The sequence below is a fragment of the Arthrobacter agilis genome (genome assembly GCF_002953615.1).
Classification (GTDB): domain Bacteria; phylum Actinomycetota; class Actinomycetes; order Actinomycetales; family Micrococcaceae; genus Arthrobacter_D; species Arthrobacter_D agilis_B.
Window position 1 is genome coordinate 2515939 of record NZ_CP024915.1, and the last position, 17716, is coordinate 2533654.

The following is a 17716-nucleotide window of genomic DNA, read 5'->3' on the forward strand; positions in this document are numbered from 1 at the left end:
CGCTGCTGCCGTAGTGGTGGTAGGGCGATCTCGGGCACATGTCCTATCCGCCGAGGTGATGGCGGGAGAATGGTGTCGGAGGGCTTTGCTACTGTCCTCTTTTGAGGTCCGGGTTAAGACGCTAGCCCGAGGCAAGTCCGTTGAATGGGTTCTATCACCATGACCATTTCCGATGAATCGGCGGCTCCCCACACCGGGGACACTGGTATCGACTACTTCATCGACTGTCCGACCGGGACGGTCGAGTACTACTTCGGGTCACCGACGTTCCAGTGGTCCGATGAGCTGTTCCGGATCCACGGCTACGAACGCGGCGACGTCGTTCCCACTCTCGAGCTTGGTCTCGCGCATATCGAAGCCATCGACAGGGACAGGATCCAGGCGTTCTGGGACCGCGTATCCACGACCAAGGGCCCAGCGTCAGCGTATGCATCGCTGCGGTCCGTGGACGGCAAGATCCACAAGATCCTGATGAGCGCCGACCTCATCCTCGACGGCGACACCCCCGTCGGGGTGTGGGGGCTCGTCGTCGACCTCACACGGTCCATCCACGCCGACCGGCACCAACTCGCCAACGAAGCCGTCGCCGCCTCAACAGTCAGCCGGGCAGTCATCGAACAAGCCAAAGGCATCCTCATGAGCCGGCACGGGATCAACGCGCTGGAAGCCTTCCAACGCATCAGCAGCTACAGCCAGAACGCCAACCGTAAAGTCGTGATCGTCGCACAGGACATCATCGACCTCGCCCACCACCTCCACCGCGGCACCTCACGCACAGGTCCCGATTCCGAACTCGGGCTACTGGAACTCCTCACCGCTCAATGAATCCCGGCCAGCGGGGATAGCCCATTCTGCTGCGCTCCCGCAGGACCTCGCGTCATGGGGCAGCAGGCCAGCTTGGTCAAAGAGCCATTCCTGGTGGCACCTCAAATTCTCGGTGCGCAACCCCAAGGTCATTTTTGCTGGTTGGCCACCCTTAGCCGAACGCCGCTCTACGGTTAAGTACAGGTAGGACACGGCGATAGCGGAACAGGTGGATCAGGCAGATGAGCGTGAGTCGCCGACGAACGAGCAACCTCAGCGGGCCGCACGTCCTGATTGCCATTAACCGCGCACACATCCTTCCCTCCGAGTTGTGGGTGTACTACTACGGTATTGGCGGGAACCTCGCCGAACTCGACATCGAAGCATTCCTCTACAACCTCACCGACGTCCCCACCATGGACTGCCTCCTCCTCAATCACGCACTCTTCGAACTCCTCGCTGACCAGCCGAACACGAGATAGCCCAACGACGAGCAAGCACCTTCTCGCCTCAGAGTCGACGAACCCTTTGCGGCAACGGTAGCGGGACAGACAATCGCCCCTGCTGCAACGACCTGCAGGCAATCAAACCTCGTTGCCATGGCGGCCTCTCCCCCATCGCTCGATAAACAAGGTGAACAGCCAACCACTGACCTTCGAAGCAGGACTATCCAACCTGGTAGCCCCGGACGGCCCCATACCCCTCTGCCGGCATTGCATAACGCCTGGACCCTCGATCAACTCTGTTGCAAAAGCCTCAGAAGGACCCTAGAACAACACGATCTGAGCCAACCTGCGCTGTGGCGTTGGGGTGTACCCCAACGCGACACATCCGGGAGCGGGACGACTTGTGCCGACGCAAAAAACGACGGTCGCGGTTCCGCCCTTGCGTTAGCTGTCGGCGGTTTCCTACTCGGCCTCTGCGCTTACCTCGGAGGCACGATTGCTGAGGATCTCGAAGATGTCGTCGCGGTATCGAGGTTTCACGCGGTGCTGGACGCCGGCGGCCATTTCGGTCATGAGCTTACTGACCGACTCTGAGTGACGAAAGCTCCCCCCTGCCGCGAAGTATGCACGGAGCCAGACGTTCACGTCGACGGCGTAACCCTGGTGTTCGAAGGCGCGGACCAGCTGGATGACTGCGTCCTTACCGTTGCCGGAATGCAGCCCGTTGTATTCCTCGTCGACCATCATCTTTGCGGCGGCCACCATCAGCGGATCGGGTTCCTGCGCCTGACCGCCGGTGTGCAGGTTCAGCGCTCCGCGGCTGTCGAGCCACGGCCGGATACGGTCAGCGGGAGACCACAGCATCACAAACGCTCGAGCGACATTCGCCGCTTGAACAGCCTCGCGGATTGCGTCCAGCTCTCGCGCGTCGTAGGGGTGGATAATCAGCAATGGGTCGTCCAGACGCCTTCCCTCCCGTGTCAGGCGAGCCAGCTCTCCGATACTCACAATCGAGCGCTCTGAGGAGTCACCAAGCAGGTAGTCAACCGTTTCCCGATCAGCGGGACGGTCGGTCATGAACTTCCGGGCATCTACGACAGCAAACACATACGGCGCACTGCCAGCCCACTCCCGGATCACCGCGCTCTGAGACACCATCTCAGTCCCATGCTGCCCCCAGTCCTCGCGGACCATATACGCCAAATTCGTCATGCTCCTATCGTCCGTGCATGCTCCGACATTTACGCCGCATTCTCGGATCCTTCAGCTTCTCGCTCTTGATAGCGCCGCTGGCAGCGCGATCGCTGTGAGGAGAGCAGCCATGCTCTCAGGCATTTGATGTACCAACCCCTGCCACCTCGAGCTACGGTGAGCCCTCCTTCAACAGGGCGATGCAGGAGCCCAGACCAGTCACTATCGCTCTAGGACGTCGTTGCCCAGGGTGTACCCATACGCAACGCTTCCGACGCTGGTTGGGTGGATTGGTAGGACGCCTCGAGGCCGCTGACCGGCTTGTACCAACAGCTGGGTCTTTCCCAGATTGTCGGACCGAAAAGCTAGAACTTGCGACCATGCTCAGGAGCATCGTCATGGAACCGTTTGCCGCCGATGGAGAAGTCCCAGAGCCTGAGCTTGATCGCCTCGAACCAGTCATCGAGGTACTCGTCAACCTTGCCGTGGTGTTGCACGTAGGCGTCGTTGAGGCTTCCGGCTCCGCCCCGCAGAGTGGGTCCGACCCATTCGCGCGCCGCCTCGACGTCAGCTTCGGTGGGGTCCGCCCTCATATCCAGCGCCATCGCCTCGTACTTTTGCGCCAGAGCTGGGAGACGCCGCACCCTCAACAGGGAGCCGAAGGCCAGCATGTCGAGACTCACGGCGTGCAGGTTTGTTGCCAGGGGGTCTTCCACCTCGGACCCTGACGGATACCCGACCCAGCTCCTGTTGCCCGCGAGGAACGCCGCGTTGGCCCGGTCCAGGCAGAGGTAGGCGTCGTTGCCGGGGAACTTCGTGTCCGGCACGAGTTCGCTCAACAGCGCGTACGTGCCCACCATCCGACGCTCCGTGCCCGGTCCGTCCATGAGAGCGTACGTCCATTCGTGCCCCCTGCCAAACAGCCCCTTGGGCTTGCGTGCGATCGCTCTGATCCAGCGTTCCCTATACGTCATGCCGAACTCGTGTCTCCTCCGTCGCCCCTTCCGCCACTGTACGAGGAGTCCTTCAAATCCTCGGGGAAGCTGGTGCCCGCCACATCATTCCTAGGCGGTGCGCGGCAGGGCGCCGACTTTTGTGCGACCCGTGCTGCGCTGCGTGTACCCATGTGCAACATCCATGGCAGAACTAAGCAGGCGTTTGCTTACCGGCGAAGGAAACGACAGTGTCATCCCATGAGTGGTCGCCGTTCAAAAAAGGCTCGACGGCAGTATCGTCAGCGCCCAAGACACCTGGTCAACGCCGCCTATGTAATGCGCTCGGCTGAAGCGGTTCTAAACGTAGATCTTGGCGAGGTACATCTGACTCGAACTAATCAGTTCGTGGTGGGATGGATGCGTGCCGCATTTGAGCAGAGCATCGTTATCTCAAAGCTGACCACAGCAGGGCTAGCACACACTGCCGCTCCGAATCGGCGCGCCTTTTGGGAGCTTGCACTCCGTCTACTGTGGCTCGCGGACATGCCACAAGCCGCACGTGAGCAGGCCGTAGATACGATGCTTGCTCATGGGGTGGCAACCGAGGTTACAACAGATAAGCACATGCAGGATATGGGCGTTAAGTCGTCTATCGATGTGGGCGCGCTGCGCGATTTTGCGTTGGATGCGTCCACCGACAGAGAGGTCAAGGAACAGGCCAAGAACCTAACTGAAGCGGTCAGAGCTACTGAATTAAATGCCGGCGTTATCTACCGTATGTGGCGCTCTGATTCGACGTGGGCACATGCGACTGGGTTCCTTGCGGGTCAATATGCGCCCGCTAGTGAAGACGACACCATCAGCACCGGTACCCCTCCAGTCGTTGACGAGAACCTTGACCTTCATCGCCTCGTTGCGATGCTCGTCGTGTTTACCGTCGGATTTCTACTCCGCGATGAGGGGGTACCAAGTGATCTAGCAACTGCTCCCGCTACTGCTTTTGCCGCAGCACCTTAACGTCTCCTCAGACTAACTAATGAAAGATACTAAACGCAAAATGACCGCATTTATGCAAAATGTAACTTCATGAAACATAAATTCTCCAAAAGTCCTCGCTTATTTCAAGTTTTTCCAAGTGAGGATCCGCATAATCTCATTGTCAGATACCCCTTCGAAGACGATGCTGCTATCGAGTATGGATTTGCTGAGGCTGCTAAGAGGCTAGCTGCGTCCTTCTCGGGACAGCCTCGCGACGACACCATCCTTATGCCGTTCCTCTTCCTTTGGAGGCACGCAATTGAGCTAACACTCAAGGACCAGATCCGCACAGCTGCTTATTTTCGGAGGGCGAATGGGGAGCAGGAAACAACGCTGGAAAAGGACAATGTTGCTGCACGCCTCAAGAAGACGCACAGCCTAGGCAAATTGGCTCATGAACTGACAGAACACTTCCACCATCTCGAATTACCAACCATGCCGAGTGAAACCGTGAAAGCCCTTCAGTGGTTAAGCGATGCTGACCCTACAGGCGTCGCCTTTCGTTATTCGGGTAACTTTCCTGAGACTCAGGACTATATTGACTTTCCTAAGTTGAGTAAGTCACTCGAAGAAACTTACAACATGATTTCAGCTGGCGCCGACGTACTCTCAGCCTTCGGAGATGCTCTAAGCGAATACCTCGAGATACAGCGAGAGCTACAGGCTGATTATGAGGCGGAGATGCGTCAGTACATGGATGACTACTACTGATCGAAATAAGGCGTGCTCTGCAGAGGCCCCGCGCCTCCTACACTGGGGATGTGAACCCAGAGACACGCGACTTCATGGTGCACTGGCTATCCAGATGGATCCAAGCTGCGGACTCTTACCAAGAGGCTCACTTCTCGGATGCTCGAAACGCGGCAGACCTCGTCATCGAGTACACACCCCGCGCTCTGGCTATCGTGCGTACAGAGATGCCTGAGATTGATTCCCTCTACTACCAAGAGCACGGCAGCCTACACCTTGAAGAAGGTCGCACAGTCGCTGTCACAGTACGAGGAATCATTAGATCAAAGGAGCTGACCGAGCATTACCTCGGCGGGACAGCACCAAGGTTGAGCGCGGACCTCCTTCACCCTCTCGTCTGGGACGCCGCGCGAACCTTTTGGGGCGATGGATACAGACGCGCTGCGGTCCAGCAAGCTTGCATTGCACTCAACGCTTGGATCCAGGAACGTCTGGGACGGACAGATGTGTCTGATGGGGGCCTTATGGCGCAGGCGTTCAGCACCTCTGACCCAGAAGACGGTAAGCCCCGGTTGCGATGGCCAGGCGATCAGACAGACCGAACTGTCCGCTCTATGCAATCCGGCATACTGCAATACGCCCAAGGCTGTTTTAGTGCTATCCGTAATCCGAGCGCGCACTCATCCTCAGAGCTTGACGAAAGTACAGCACTGATTCAACTTGCAGCCCTCAGCCAACTCGCAGCATGGACTGAGCAATGCTCTGTAGTCACCACAACATCACCCGAGCCTCCGTTCTAGGCGCATGAAGGAGTGATTGCGTTACCTCCATCCCCATTTCGAGGGCAAGCCTGGGTCTACATCGCTCTCCAGTAGGACAGTAGTTTCAGCGAGACCGTCCCTGGTGAGGAGAGGTGAATCCGGTATATGACCTGTCTCAACTTCATAAAGTCGATGCGCAGCGGCGATCATGTCGTGAGCCCGTATAGATCCACGTCTTGTCATGGTCAAGACGTCTTCCTTTTTACTAATCTCATCGATGTAGTACTGCCTCCACACGCCGTACTCCTCGCCGAGCGCGGAGTGTTCCTCGTCCAAAAACATCTTTCCCAATGGAGATGCGGTGAACCATGTAAGCAATTTTTCGCTAGGGACGTCGTGGGGTATTTTGAGGTTCAGTGAAAGTTTATGGCGGCGCCACCTATACAAACCAATTTGAACAACACTTCCGTCAAATATGGCCTGTTGATGAAGCGTGACATTACGCGCCTTAGCTAGTGCCAGAAGCCAAGGGTCATTTTTGAAGGAAGTTTTTGCGTCGTTCCATCGCTGAACGTCACCTCGTTGCTCAATCTCCTTCTGCAAAATTTCTCGTATAGAGCTAAGCGACGATAAGAATGAATTGAGATTAAAGCGGAAGGCTCGCGGATCGTGATACTCAGTCTCCAAACGCCGGTGCGCAGTGAACGCTTCCATCAGGCGATCTTCGGAGTGGGGCAAGGGACACTCAACCTTGTCCTGAACAAGCTGACAAGAGACCATGCTGAAGGATACCGAGGAACCGCGACCCCATGTCGCGATACTGGCCGTAGCTTAGGGAGAACTGGGGTGCGCGGCGCGGGTGAGGATCGTCGCGGTGACCAGCCACTGGTCCTCGGCGTCCTCGGGCTTGGTGGGGTCGGGCCAGAACTCGTACAGGCCGGCGAAGCCCAGCAACTGCTCCTCGTCCTCGCCGTGGAGGTAGTGAGGGGTCTTCGTCCCGTCCTCGTTCTTCTGCCACTCGTAGTACCCGTTCGCCGGGATCAGTGCGCGTCGCTTGGCGGCCGCGGTGCGAAACGACGGCTTCTCCGTTACCGTCTCGCTGCGGGCGTTGATCATCCGTGTTGACTGCACTAGTTACCCCTGCTGCCATTCAACCCAATAGGGGGTTGGTTTAAGACCCGGCGCGAAGAGCGGATAAGGTTTCCGGGACTACCACCTAGGCTCGCGACCACTTGACGTGCCGCTTCCGCCAATTCCTCCGTCTGCAGGTCCATCACAAACGAGGCTGGTCGAAGGAGTGCCCGTAAAGGTGTTGGTGGGTCTGCGGGTCTTCGAGTACAAGCCAATCAACTACCTCCCAGAAGGCCGGAAGCAAGTCATGGCTAAGGGCTTGTTCTCGAGTCAGCCGCAGACCCCAGACGGGAGTGCTGGGTGAGGTGTGGTTCGAGTCGATGAGGCTGGAAGCCAACTCGCCGTCCTCGGTGAAAAGACCTACCCTGCAACCGAAAGTCACGTGGTCCTCGTACTCATCGTCGTTGAAAGAGCCGAAGACGATGTTGATCCACGCCTCCGGATTACCGCCGTGTTGGTGCAGCTCGGTCTCTCCAATGGCAAACGCGTTGTGGTCTTTCAGGATGAAGTGATGGATAACAACGCTCGTCGCACCGCACATGGAGCAGGTTTTTTGGGTGGATTCGGGAGATCCGTCCAAGGTGAAAGTCATGCGGAGAACCCTAACGGACCCTAGTGGCGAACCCATGTAAAGGAAGTGCTCCCACTTGGTCGACGCCTCCTGGAACGAATTGCCGCGCAGGTGATGGTTCCAATCCTTACTGCACACATGGGAGAGTGAGCCCGTGATTTCTGATCGACGCAGCGTAGCGGACGGCGAGTTGGATCCACCTCGAGTCGGCATCGTAGTAGCCGCGACAGCTCGGCAAGGAGTGAGAGTCCTGGATGCCGAAGGCCGCGAAGTCGCTCCTATCGAACAATACCTACGGCATCTCATGCTTTGTGACATGAGTGTGCTGACCTGCCGAAGCTATGCCTTCGATCTGCTTCGCTGGTTCAGGTTGATGTGGTGTCTTGAAACGCCGTGGAATGCGTCAACGCCGGCGGAGGCCGAGGTGTTCGTGAGCTGGATGCGCAACGCCTCCAACTACCAGCGTGGCCGCAACGCTTCGGAAACGAGCCGACCAGGGAGCGTGAACCCGAAGACGGGAAAGCCTTCGCTCTCCCTCGGGTTCGCCTGGCGATGATCATCCGTCGAAATCAGGGCACGGGACGGTCAGTGCCGGTCGTGCGCCGGTACGACCCCCAGGAAAGACTCTGGTCAGAACCTCTGCCGTATCTCTTTTAACGCCCGGCGCTGGGACGAGGAATGCTGAGCGCAACAAACGTCAGACAGATGCTGATCAGGCGTTGCAAACAACTATCCGCCACCAGCGAAGCCTTCGACGGCATGCACTTCACGCCGCACGACTTCCGCCGGATCTTCGCCACCGAACTGGTCAACTCCGGACTGCCCATTCACATCGGGGCACGCCTCCTCGGACACGTGAACCTCCAAACCACCCAGGGATACGTCGCAGTCTTCGAAGAAGACACCGTCCGCCACTACCAAGACTTCCTAGCCCGACGCCGTGCACAACGACCAACCGACGAATACACCGGCGTCACCGAGCAGGAATGGGCGGACTTCGAAGAACACTTCGACAAACGCAAAGTGGAACTGGGATCCTGCGCCAGACCCTACGCAACCCCGTGCCAACACGAACACGCCTTCATCCGCTGCCCCGTCCTACAACTCGACCCGAAAGTGCTGCCTCGGCTACAGGACATCGAGGTGGACCTTCAACAACGGCGTGCCCGTGCAGTAGACGAGGGCTGGATAGGTGAGATTGAAGGCATTGATCTGACGATGCGGCTGCTGCAAGAAAAGATAGCGGAGGCGTCCAGAACCTCACGGGCCACCCTGCTCGGCATGCCAAAGGTACGGAGCTGACGATCGCGTCTACGCGAAGATGCAGTGACTTCAAGCTGTGTTCACCCGACACCGTCCCCCAAAAAAATCAGACAGCGCGCTCAGTTGCCGGCGTTAGTGCAGAGAATCCTCGCCCCGGCCTTCGGGTCCTTGGACCAGGCAGGGACAAGTCCCCAACGAGCTATCTCGAGCGGCGCACCAGCTCACCCTCGCGCAGCTGCTCGGACACAAACGGGATCCCCTGCATCGGGGCCACGTTCCACGACCGCTTCAGCTCGTCCTCGAACGTCTCCTCGACGCTGAAAGCATCGCGTATAGCCACCTTGTTTCCGGCAGTCACGAAGCGACCACACATAATCCTGATTGTGCCCTAGCTCTCCGACACGAGGAGGCCGATACGGTGTGCCGGTGACTTCCGCTCCTCGCCCTGACTGGCGTGGCATCCCACCGAGCGCGGACCGCTTTGTGCCTCCGCTGCAGCTCGACCCTCCTGTTCAGCCGGCAACGGAGCCGGAGAAGGCGCCTGCCTTGTGGGTGGAGTTGGAGTACCCGGATGGGCGGAAGCGGACGGTGAAGGGTTTTGCGATGGCGTGGACCGCTGATGCTATGATCGCACAGTGGGTGGATTTCTCGCGGGCGCGTGAAGCGTGGATGCGGCCGGATCAGTGCCGGCGACGCGAGATCCCGGTCAAGCATCGTTTCAGTACCTGAGCTTTAGGAGGCTGTGCACGGCCATCGCTCTCTCAAGGCGAGCTATACCGTGTCGGTGACGCAACTGGGTATATGCAGGCGGCCCTTTGGTTCTTGCTGTCCACCTGGGTGTGGAACAAGCAGCGGAGCGAGGGTAGCTTGTGCCGTGCCCCTGACTCGCGATCAGTTTCCACTATTACCGCGGGCAGGAGGTTGATCAGCGAGGTGAAGTACCGAGGTCGGCTAAGTTGCCTTTAACTTACGTTGGAGGAAGGCTTCTATCTCGTCCGTAGGTGTTCCTATTCCCCAGATAACCGTGGATAGACCAACTTCATCGCGCTTTTTCAGCCCTTCAACCACACCCCAAAAGCCCACGTCCCCAGGACCTCGGCTTGGTGGGCTCATGACATAAAGTGCAGCCCTATTCTGAACGTCTTCCTTTACGAAGCTAGCAAGTTGATCTTGACGATATGACCCACCTCTATGCTCGCTGTAAGACGCTTTTGGGTAGTCCGAAGGAGTAAAAGTCTGCACGTTCACGGCTACCTTCTTACCTGTAATGGCTTCCAGAACGAAGTCGAAAACGTGATTCTCGCCGGCCACTGAAACTGCGTATTCACGATGCCTGTACACCTCCACGCTAAGTTCGATGTGCTCCAACATATTTTCAACAGCATCCGCGTAAACCGCAGGTGCAACACTGTCCATCGCCTCGTAGATGGGACGGACAGCTTCCTGAACCTCTGCTTGATCAGACTGGCCAAAGATTTTGAGGATGCTGTCAGCAGCTTGATCCTGTAAGGGTTTCAGGTTTGGCTCAGCCTTCAGTGCACCCAGTATTCGTGCAGCAGCACCGGATTGAAGGGGGGAAGCACTCCCATCTGATGATGCCTTTGCCTCCGTATACGTCCATTTCAAGGTGTCCCACCACTGGCTCTGACGGTTTTTCTCCGCAGTCTCAATGTTGGCCGCCTGAGCGTTCTTAACTGATTCTTCCGTCAGATCGTTTGCCGTCCTGGTTGCCTTAACCTGCTTGTTGATGCCATGTAAAGCGACGAACGAAGCACCAATCGCAAAAAGGCCAGCCATGGGTGCGCCGGTGCTGAAGTCGCGTGCCCATCCCCATAAGTGACCCCACGTTTCGTCTGAGAACTCCGCTCCTGTGAGAGCGAAAAGAATGAAGTTAACGACGGCGGCTGCAACGATCACTACCGCTGAGCGCTTCGACTTGTGCATTGCCTCAGCCTATGCGGCATTCCCGAGTGCGCGTTGATGCTCGTGTTCGTCCTCAAGCGGGGGTAGCCAGTATTCGTCGACCTCCGCGTCATACAGCTCGTGCTCGTCCAGCTGGGGGTTAGGTGGCGGTCGAGCCATGCGTGCCAGGCCGCGCGTTCCTTGCGATAGCGGGTGAGCTGGGCTTCACGGTCCTCGGTGGCTCCGAGCCTCTCTGCGAGCTGGGCGAGGTTGGTGGTAGCCACAAGTCCCCAGCGGCCGTGGTGCCGGCGAATCATCTGTAGGGTCTCCATGGCGGTCAGGTGGTCGGTGAGGGCGCGGCGGGAGATACCGGTGGTGCGGCTGAGGTCCGCGGTGGTGGGGGAGTGGCGTCCGCGTTCGATCGTTTCGTAGGCGAGAGCTGAGACGTCTCCGAGGACCCGGAGGACGGGAGGGATGCGTGGATCTTGCGCTTGCGCCAGGTGAGCTCGCGAGCGAGCTGCTGGAAGTGCTCGGGAAGCTGTACGGCGTAGGTGTCGGCGTTGCGGCCGCGTGCACGGTCGATGCGGGTGAGGATGCCTGCTGATGCTTCCTTAAGGACGGGTAGGAGGCGTGAGACGGTGGCGTGGCTTTTGCCGAGGGCCAGGGCGAAGGTACGGCATCCGATGTCGATGATGTTCGTTTCCATGGTCCGCGTGTAGGCGAGGACTGCACGGAGGAGGAAACGGAGATGGATGCCTTCCCGCCCTCGTTCCATGAACCGGTAACTCAGAACGGCCTACAGAACATTCTCGAGGTCGTTCACGAGTTAAAAGATCGAGTGGTGCCATGGCTGCCGGCCAACTGCGGTGCTGCCCCCATGAATGTAGTAGGGCTTGTGGCAGATTTATACGCAGTTCTCCTCCCGGTGCGCTGGGAGGGGCGCCCCAGTCACACGAGCCGCACTGCTCACCCGTACAAGTCCGTGTCATATGCGCTGTTATCGGCACGAGCTTCGCGTCCACCAGCACCATCACGACTTGGTCCTGGCGGAACCGAACGCCTGTATCTCGCCGCAACTACGCGGATTCTGAACGCGGCTGAGTCTGAAGGGTCATCCACCTGTGGAAGGGCGGCGTCCTGAACGGTAGAGCCCAAGCCGTCCACTTCGGCGATGCCCGGGGTAGCAACTAGATAGCCAGCGCCGCAGTACTCTCCCGCACGACTAGCCGTGTCGGCACGAGTTCCCGCCCCGGCTCCGTCGAGTTCTCCCGCATCTGCTTCAGCACCTTGTCCACGCAGCGCCTGCCCACCTCTGCGAAGTCCTGGTGCACCGTTGTCAGGGGCGGGCTGAAGGACGTGCTGTCCGGGATGTCATCGAAGCCCACGATCGAGACGTCCTGCGGCACCCGGATGCCCTTTTCGTGGAACGCCCGCAGCACCCCCAGCGCCATCTGGTCGTTGCCGACGAACACCGCGGTGCATTCGGAGGCCGCCAGGGTGAGTCCGGCGAGGTAGCCCGAGTCCGCCGACCAGTCACCCCGCAGCAGCGGAGGCTCGGCGCAGCCCCGCGCGGCAAGGGTCTGGCGCCACGCATTGACCCGTCGCTCGGAGGCGAAGGACGCCGACGGGCCGGCAACATGCCACACCGTCGCATGCCCCAGGTCCAGCAGGTGCTCCACGGCCTTCTGCGCGCCATCGGCCTGGTCCGTGTCGATCACGCTGTAGCCGTCGCTCGCATCGGAGTCCACCACCACGGCGTGGACGCCGGGCGGCAGGGACACCGTGGCGGCGTCGAGCAGGTGGACCTCCATGATCACGATGATCGCGTCCACCGCCAGCTCGTTCAGCCGCGAGAACGCCCCGCGCACACCGGCCTGGGTCGGTGCAGAGACGGGGATCAGTGTGATGGCGTAATCCTCCTCCGCGGCGCGGGCGGCGATGGCCTCGAGCGTTCGGACGTTCCCGGTGGTGGACAGCGTGAACAGGATGACGCCGAGCGTCCGGAAAGCCCCCCGCTTCAGGGCCCGCGCGGCACTGTTGGGCCGGTAGCCCAGCTCATCCATCGCGGCGATGACCTGCTGCCGCGTCGACTCGATGACGCCGGAGCTGCCGTTGGACACCCTCGAGACCGTCTGCGCCGAGACGCCGGCCAGGCGGGCGACGTCGGACATCGAGACGCGCCGGTCCTCACGGACGAGGTGTTGACGCGATGGAGTGGACATGTGACCATCGTAACAACAATGTTTGCGTAAACATTGCGTTTCAAGCCCTGCTATGTTTACGCAAACATCATCGACAGAGTCAGAAGGATCCACCCATGACGACGGCGTCTCCCCCACCGGCCGTGCTCGGCACGCAGCCGAAGCCCGCCAAGCGAGCGCAGAAGCGCCCCCAGAAGCGCTCCTGGTCCGGCTGGCTGTTCATCGGCCCGTTCATGGCGGTCTTCGCGCTCGTCTTCCTGGCACCGATCGCGTACTCGATCTTCCTCAGCTTCTTCCGCAACCAGCTCGTGGGCGGCAACGGCTTCGTGGGCCTTGCGAACTACAGCCAGGCCCTGCAGGATCCCCAGTTCTGGTCCTCGCTCCTCCGCGTGACGCTGTTCCTCGCGGTGCAGGTGCCGGTGATGCTGCTGATCGCCCTCCTGGTGGCCCTGGCCCTGGACAGCGGCCGGCTCTACGGGAAGTCCTTCTTCCGCATCTCGATCTTCCTGCCGTACGCGGTGCCCGCCGTCGTCGCCAGCCTCATGTGGGGCTTCATGTACGGCACGCGGTTCGGCCTGGTGGGCAACATCAACAGCGCCCTCGGCATCAGCCTGCCGAATCCGCTCTCCCCGGAGCTGATCCTCGCCTCGATCGGCAACATCGTCACGTGGGAGTTCATCGGCTACAACATGCTGATCTTTTACTCCGCCCTCCGCGTGATCCCGAAGTCCCTCTACGAGGCTGCGGAGATCGACGGCGCCAGCCAGTTCCGCCTCGTCACCGCCATCAAGCTCCCCGCCATCCGCGGAGCCCTCGTGGTGGCCGGCATCTTCTCCGTGATCGGCAGCTTCCAGCTCTTCAACGAGCCCGCCATCCTGCAGAGCCTCGCGCCGAACTCCATCTCCACGTTCTTCACCCCGAACCTGTACGCCTACTCGCTGAGCTTCTCCGGCCAGCAGTACAACTACTCCGCCACCGTGGCCATCATCATGGGTGTCATCACCATGGTCATCGCCTACGCCGTGCAGCTGCGCGGCATGCGGAAGGAAAGCTGACCATGAGCGTCGCCGTCGAACCCACCCGCACGGACAAGCACAGGACCAGGCAGAGGACGAAGCCCGGCTACGTGCGCATGAAGAGCACGCGCCGCGGCGTCGACAACCCGAAGCGCAGCGTCCTGCTGACCGTCCTCACCGGGATCGTCCTGATCTACAGCCTCATCCCGCTGGTCTGGCTGTTCATCAACGCGTCCAAGACCCAGGCCGATCTCTTCACCTCGTTCGGCCTCTGGTTCAGCGGCGACTTCGCCCTCTTCGGCAACATCGGCGACACCCTCGCCTACGACGACGGCATCTTCGGCCGCTGGTTCCTCAACACCGTGCTGTACGTGGTGCTGGGTGCCGGCGGGGCCACGTTCCTCGCCGTCCTCGGCGGGTACGCCCTGGCGAAGTTCAGCTTCCCGGGCAAGAAGGCCGTGTTCGCTGTCGTCATCGGCGCGGTCGCCGTCCCTGGCACGGCCCTGGCGGTCCCCACGTTCCTGATGTTCAGCGAGATGGGCCTCACCAACACCCCGTGGTCGGTGATCATCCCGTCGCTCATCTCGCCCTTCGGCCTCTACCTGATGTGGACGTTCGCCTCCGAGGCCATTCCCACCGAGCTGCTGGAATCTGCCCGTATGGACGGCGCCGGCGAGTTCCGCACGTTCTTCCAGATCTGCCTGCCGCTGCTGGGCCCGGGCATCGTCACGGTGCTGCTGTTCACCATGGTGGCCACGTGGAACAACTACTTCCTGCCGCTGATCATGCTCAAGGACCCCGCCTGGTACCCGTTGACCTTGGGCTTGAACGCCTGGAACGCGCAGGCCTCGACGGCCGGCGGCGAGGCCATCTTCAACCTCGTCATCACCGGCTCCCTCCTCACCATCCTCCCGCTGATCGCCGCGTTCCTGCTGCTGCAGCGCTACTGGCAGTCCGGCCTCAGCGCCGGCGCCGTCAAAGAGTAAGACCCTTCCCGAAAACCCCTTTTGTGAACGATGAAGTGAAAAGGAACCCCATGAAGAGCAAAATCTCCCCGGCGGTGCTGCGCGGTTCGGCACTGGCCCTCGCGGCAGCCCTCGCCCTCACCGCCTGCGGTGGCGGCGGGAACGACGCCGGCGGCGCAGCACCCGCAGAGGTCAGCGCCGACGACGTCCAGGCGGCCCTCGACAAGGGTGGCGACCTCACCGTCTGGGCCTGGGAGCCCACGCTGGAGAAGGTCGTCGAGGACTTCGAGGCCGAGCACCCGAACGTGAACATCGACCTCGTGAACGCCGGCACCGGCAACGACCAGTACACGGCGCTGCAGAACGCGATCGCCGCCGGTTCGGGTGTGCCCGACGTCGCGCAGGTCGAGTACTACGCGCTCCCCCAGTTCGCCCTCGCCGAGTCCGTCCAGGACCTCAGCGGCTACGGCGCCGGCGACCTGCAGGACACCTTCAGCCCCGGCCCGTGGAGCTCCGTCCAGGCGAACGAGGGCATCTACGGCCTCCCCATGGATTCCGGCCCCATGGCCCTGTTCTACAACACCGAGGTCTTCGAGAAGTACGGCGTCGAGGTCCCCACCACCTGGGAGGAGTACGTCGAGGCGGCCCGCACGCTCCACGAGGCGGACCCCAACGTGTACATCGCCAATGACACGGGCGACGCCGGCTTCGCCACCAGCCTCATCTGGCAGGCCGGCGGCCAGCCGTACACGGTGGACGGCACCGACGTGAAGGTGAACTTCTCCGACGAGGGTTCCACCAGGTTCGCCGAGACCTGGCAGCAGCTCCTCGACGAGGACCTCCTGGCCCCCATCAGCTCCTGGAGTGACGAGTGGTACCAGGGCCTCGGCACCGGCACCATCGCCACGCTAGCCACCGGCGCCTGGATGCCCGGCAACTTCACCTCCGGCGTGCCCGCGGCCGCCGGCAAGTGGCGTGCGGCACCGCTCCCCCAGTGGGAAGAGGGCGGCACCGCGAGCGCCGAGAACGGCGGCAGCTCACTCACCATCCCGGCCGCCAGCGAGCAGGGCGCCCTCGCGTACGCCTTCCTCGACTACGCCAACGTGGGCGACGGCGTCCAGACCCGCATCGACGGCGGCGCGTTCCCCGCGACGTCGGCTGCCCTCGAGTCCGAGGAGTTCCTGAACTCCGAGTTCGAGTACTTCGGCGGCCAGAAGGCCAACGAGATCTTCGCCGAGTCCGCGCAGAACGTCTCCGAGGGCTGGTCCTACCTGCCCTTCCAGGTCTATGCGAACAGCATCTTCAACGACACCGTGGGCCAGGCCTACGTCTCGGACACCCCCCTGAAGGACGGGCTGAAGAGCTGGCAGGACGCGAGCATCAAGTACGGCACCGAGCAGGGCTTCACCGTCTCGGAGTAGTACCACCGAACCCGGACCGGGCGGGAGCTCGCGCGCACCCGCCCGGTCCGTTCCACTTCACCGCTGTATCCCGCCGTCGTCGCCCCCGCCCCTGTCCCAGGAGCGCCGATGACGGCGGGAGGCGCAACCGCGCCCGAACGCCTCGAGAATCACCGTCAAGGAGCACTACCGTGTCGACACCCACTCCCCACCGCTGGCTGCGCTGGCCGTCCGAGCCCGACCGGGCACGCATGGCCTTCGGCGCCGACTACAACCCCGAGCAGTGGCCGCGCGAGACGTGGGACGAGGACGTGCGCCTCATGCGCGAGGCCGGCGTGAACGTGGTGTCGCTGGCGATCTTCTCCTGGGCGCGCCTGCAGCCCGAGCGGGACAGCTGGAACTTCGCGTGGCTCGACGAGGTCATCGACCTCCTGCACGCCAACGGCATCGCCGTCGACCTCGCCACCGCCACCGCCTCCCCGCCGCCGTGGCTCGCCACCGAGCACCCGGAAATCCTCCCCGTGACGCAGGACGGCGGCACCCTCTGGCCCGGCGCGCGCCAGCACTGGCGCCCCACCAGCCCCGTCTTCCGCGAGCACGCGCTGAAGCTCGTGACCGCGATGGCCGAACGGTACAAGGACCACCCCGCGGTCTGCGCCTGGCACATCTCCAACGAGCTCGGCTGCCACAACATCTACGACTACTCCGACGACGCCGCCCGCGCCTTCCGCACCTGGCTCACCGACCGCTACGGCAGCATCGACGCCCTCAACGACGCCTGGGGCACCGACTTCTGGTCCCAGCGCTACACGCGCTTCGAGCAGATCCTGCCCCCGCGCCAGGCCGCCTCGCACCCCAACCCCACGCAGCAGCTGGACTTCAAGCGCTTCTCCTCGGATGCCCTCAAGCAGTACCTGCGCGCCGAGCGCGACATCCTGCGCAGCATCACCCCGGACATCCCCATCACCACCAACTTCATGGTCATGGGCGAGACCAAGGGCATGGACTACGCCGACTGGGCCGCCGAGCTGGACTTCGTCGCCAATGACCACTACTTCGTCCCCGGCCCGCAGGCCGTCGACGAGCTCTCCTTCTCCGCGAACCTCACCGGCAACATCGCCGGCGGCAGGCCATGGTTCCTCATGGAGCACTCCACCAGCGCCGTGAACTGGCAGCCCGTCAACACCCCGAAGAAGTCCGGCGCCCTGCGCCGCGACTCCCTCACGCACGTGGCCCACGGCGCGGACGCCGTCTGCTACTTCCAGTGGCGGCAGTCCAAAGCCGGCGCCGAGAAGTTCCACTCCGCGATGGTCCCCCACGCCGGTGAGGACAGCCCGATCTTCCGCGACGTCGTCGCCCTCGGCCGCGAACTCGGCGAGCTCTCCCCCGTCGTCGGCTCCCG

The 17716-nt window shown here is 61.5% G+C and carries 20 protein-coding genes; 11 read left to right on the forward strand and 9 right to left on the reverse strand.

The window, feature by feature from the left end; all coding sequences use genetic code 11:
* Positions 1-159: 159 nt before the first annotated feature.
* Positions 160-825 (forward strand): ANTAR domain-containing protein, encoded by a 666-nt coding sequence (locus tag CVO76_RS12325; protein WP_208739459.1) that lies wholly within the window; start codon positions 160-162, stop codon positions 823-825.
* 221 nt (positions 826-1046) lie between these two features.
* Positions 1047-1286: a hypothetical protein gene (locus tag CVO76_RS12330; protein WP_208739460.1), complete on the forward strand. Its 240-nt coding sequence runs from the start codon at positions 1047-1049 to the stop codon at positions 1284-1286.
* Positions 1287-1712: 426 nt separating this feature from the next.
* Here the strand turns inward: CVO76_RS12330 and CVO76_RS12335 are convergent, their stop codons facing one another.
* Complete coding sequence (locus CVO76_RS12335; protein ID WP_208739461.1) at positions 1713-2462, reverse strand: hypothetical protein; 750 nt, start codon at positions 2460-2462, stop codon at positions 1713-1715.
* A gap of 344 nt (positions 2463-2806) precedes the next feature.
* Positions 2807-3301, reverse strand: a complete 495-nt coding sequence (locus CVO76_RS12340; protein ID WP_208739462.1) for a hypothetical protein — start codon at positions 3299-3301, stop codon at positions 2807-2809.
* A 333-nt stretch (positions 3302-3634) separates the two neighbouring features.
* Between CVO76_RS12340 and CVO76_RS12345 the strand changes: the two genes are divergently transcribed.
* The 3 genes from CVO76_RS12345 to CVO76_RS17630 all read left to right on the forward strand — a co-directional run bounded on the left by CVO76_RS12345 (position 3635) and on the right by CVO76_RS17630 (position 5904).
* Entirely contained in the window at positions 3635-4393 is a 759-nt protein-coding gene (locus tag CVO76_RS12345) for a hypothetical protein (RefSeq protein ID WP_208739463.1), read from the forward strand.
* Between the two features lie 69 nt (positions 4394-4462).
* Entirely contained in the window at positions 4463-5125 is a 663-nt protein-coding gene (locus CVO76_RS12350) for a hypothetical protein (RefSeq protein WP_208739464.1), read from the forward strand.
* Positions 5126-5331: 206 nt separating this feature from the next.
* Positions 5332-5904, forward strand: a complete 573-nt coding sequence (locus CVO76_RS17630; RefSeq protein WP_432206161.1) for a TIGR02391 family protein — start codon at positions 5332-5334, stop codon at positions 5902-5904.
* Between the two features lie 21 nt (positions 5905-5925).
* On the opposite strand, the gene CVO76_RS12360 is transcribed toward CVO76_RS17630, so the two are convergent.
* From CVO76_RS12360 to CVO76_RS12370, 3 genes are all read right to left on the reverse strand, one after another.
* Positions 5926-6468 (reverse strand): hypothetical protein, encoded by a 543-nt coding sequence (locus CVO76_RS12360; protein ID WP_208739466.1) that lies wholly within the window; start codon positions 6466-6468, stop codon positions 5926-5928.
* A gap of 228 nt (positions 6469-6696) precedes the next feature.
* Positions 6697-6996 carry an SOS response-associated peptidase gene (locus CVO76_RS12365; RefSeq protein WP_347876208.1) on the reverse strand — a complete coding sequence of 100 codons (300 nt, stop codon included), beginning with the start codon at positions 6994-6996 and terminating at the stop codon, positions 6697-6699.
* A 142-nt stretch (positions 6997-7138) separates the two neighbouring features.
* Positions 7139-7588, reverse strand: coding sequence for a hypothetical protein (locus tag CVO76_RS12370; RefSeq protein ID WP_208739467.1), 450 nt, complete (start codon positions 7586-7588; stop codon positions 7139-7141).
* Between the two features lie 295 nt (positions 7589-7883).
* On the opposite strand from CVO76_RS12370, the gene CVO76_RS12375 reads away from it, so the two are divergent.
* Both CVO76_RS12375 and CVO76_RS12380 read left to right on the forward strand, forming a co-directional pair.
* A complete protein-coding gene (locus CVO76_RS12375; RefSeq protein ID WP_208739468.1) occupies positions 7884-8123 on the forward strand; it encodes a hypothetical protein in 240 nt (79 codons plus the stop codon).
* Positions 8124-8245: 122 nt separating this feature from the next.
* Positions 8246-8869: a site-specific integrase gene (locus tag CVO76_RS12380; protein WP_208739469.1), complete on the forward strand. Its 624-nt coding sequence runs from the start codon at positions 8246-8248 to the stop codon at positions 8867-8869.
* A 160-nt stretch (positions 8870-9029) separates the two neighbouring features.
* Here the strand turns inward: CVO76_RS12380 and CVO76_RS12385 are convergent, their stop codons facing one another.
* The 4 genes from CVO76_RS12385 to CVO76_RS12400 form a co-directional block, all read right to left on the reverse strand.
* Positions 9030-9170, reverse strand: coding sequence for a hypothetical protein (locus tag CVO76_RS12385; protein ID WP_208739470.1), 141 nt, complete (start codon positions 9168-9170; stop codon positions 9030-9032).
* Positions 9171-9781: 611 nt separating this feature from the next.
* Positions 9782-10774 carry a hypothetical protein gene (locus tag CVO76_RS12390; RefSeq protein WP_208739471.1) on the reverse strand — a complete coding sequence of 331 codons (993 nt, stop codon included), beginning with the start codon at positions 10772-10774 and terminating at the stop codon, positions 9782-9784.
* A 295-nt stretch (positions 10775-11069) separates the two neighbouring features.
* On the reverse strand, positions 11070-11438 hold the full coding sequence (locus tag CVO76_RS12395; RefSeq protein WP_208739472.1) for a hypothetical protein: 369 nt from the start codon (positions 11436-11438) through the stop codon (positions 11070-11072).
* Between the two features lie 481 nt (positions 11439-11919).
* The gene (locus CVO76_RS12400) at positions 11920-12954 is read right to left on the reverse strand and encodes a LacI family DNA-binding transcriptional regulator (protein ID WP_244185940.1); all 1035 of its coding nucleotides are present in this window, start codon (positions 12952-12954) and stop codon (positions 11920-11922) included.
* A 95-nt stretch (positions 12955-13049) separates the two neighbouring features.
* On the opposite strand from CVO76_RS12400, the gene CVO76_RS12405 reads away from it, so the two are divergent.
* The 4 genes from CVO76_RS12405 to CVO76_RS12420 all read left to right on the forward strand — a co-directional run.
* Positions 13050-13988: a carbohydrate ABC transporter permease gene (locus tag CVO76_RS12405; RefSeq protein ID WP_133080159.1), complete on the forward strand. Its 939-nt coding sequence runs from the start codon at positions 13050-13052 to the stop codon at positions 13986-13988.
* A gap of 2 nt (positions 13989-13990) precedes the next feature.
* On the forward strand, positions 13991-14935 hold the full coding sequence (locus tag CVO76_RS12410) for a carbohydrate ABC transporter permease (protein WP_208739473.1): 945 nt from the start codon (positions 13991-13993) through the stop codon (positions 14933-14935).
* Between the two features lie 50 nt (positions 14936-14985).
* The gene (locus CVO76_RS12415; RefSeq protein ID WP_208739474.1) at positions 14986-16335 is read left to right on the forward strand and encodes an ABC transporter substrate-binding protein; all 1350 of its coding nucleotides are present in this window, start codon (positions 14986-14988) and stop codon (positions 16333-16335) included.
* Between the two features lie 230 nt (positions 16336-16565).
* A partial coding sequence (locus CVO76_RS12420) for a beta-galactosidase (protein WP_208741808.1) occupies positions 16566-17716 on the forward strand: 1151 nt, incomplete at its 3' end.

Bases quoted from the DNA above. Each gene is read 5' to 3' on its own strand.
- CVO76_RS12375 (WP_208739468.1), top strand. From the start codon at position 7,884: ATGAGTGTGCTGACCTGCCGAAGCTATGCCTTCGATCTGCTTCGCTGG.
- CVO76_RS12340 (WP_208739462.1), bottom strand. From the start codon at position 3,301: ATGGTGGGCACGTACGCGCTGTTGAGCGAACTCGTGCCGGACACGAAG.
- CVO76_RS12330 (WP_208739460.1), top strand. From the start codon at position 1,047: ATGAGCGTGAGTCGCCGACGAACGAGCAACCTCAGCGGGCCGCACGTC.
- CVO76_RS12325 (WP_208739459.1), top strand. From the start codon at position 160: ATGACCATTTCCGATGAATCGGCGGCTCCCCACACCGGGGACACTGGT.
- CVO76_RS12350 (WP_208739464.1), top strand. From the start codon at position 4,463: ATGAAACATAAATTCTCCAAAAGTCCTCGCTTATTTCAAGTTTTTCCA.
- CVO76_RS12380 (WP_208739469.1), top strand. From the start codon at position 8,246: ATGCTGAGCGCAACAAACGTCAGACAGATGCTGATCAGGCGTTGCAAA.
- CVO76_RS12410 (WP_208739473.1), top strand. From the start codon at position 13,991: ATGAGCGTCGCCGTCGAACCCACCCGCACGGACAAGCACAGGACCAGG.
- CVO76_RS12345 (WP_208739463.1), top strand. From the start codon at position 3,635: ATGAGTGGTCGCCGTTCAAAAAAGGCTCGACGGCAGTATCGTCAGCGC.
- CVO76_RS12335 (WP_208739461.1), bottom strand. From the start codon at position 2,462: ATGACGAATTTGGCGTATATGGTCCGCGAGGACTGGGGGCAGCATGGG.
- CVO76_RS12395 (WP_208739472.1), bottom strand. From the start codon at position 11,438: ATGGAAACGAACATCATCGACATCGGATGCCGTACCTTCGCCCTGGCC.
- CVO76_RS12370 (WP_208739467.1), bottom strand. From the start codon at position 7,588: ATGACTTTCACCTTGGACGGATCTCCCGAATCCACCCAAAAAACCTGC.
- CVO76_RS12390 (WP_208739471.1), bottom strand. From the start codon at position 10,774: ATGCACAAGTCGAAGCGCTCAGCGGTAGTGATCGTTGCAGCCGCCGTC.
- CVO76_RS12400 (WP_244185940.1), bottom strand. From the start codon at position 12,954: ATGTCCACTCCATCGCGTCAACACCTCGTCCGTGAGGACCGGCGCGTC.
- CVO76_RS17630 (WP_432206161.1), top strand. From the start codon at position 5,332: ATGCCTGAGATTGATTCCCTCTACTACCAAGAGCACGGCAGCCTACAC.
- CVO76_RS12405 (WP_133080159.1), top strand. From the start codon at position 13,050: ATGACGACGGCGTCTCCCCCACCGGCCGTGCTCGGCACGCAGCCGAAG.
- CVO76_RS12415 (WP_208739474.1), top strand. From the start codon at position 14,986: ATGAAGAGCAAAATCTCCCCGGCGGTGCTGCGCGGTTCGGCACTGGCC.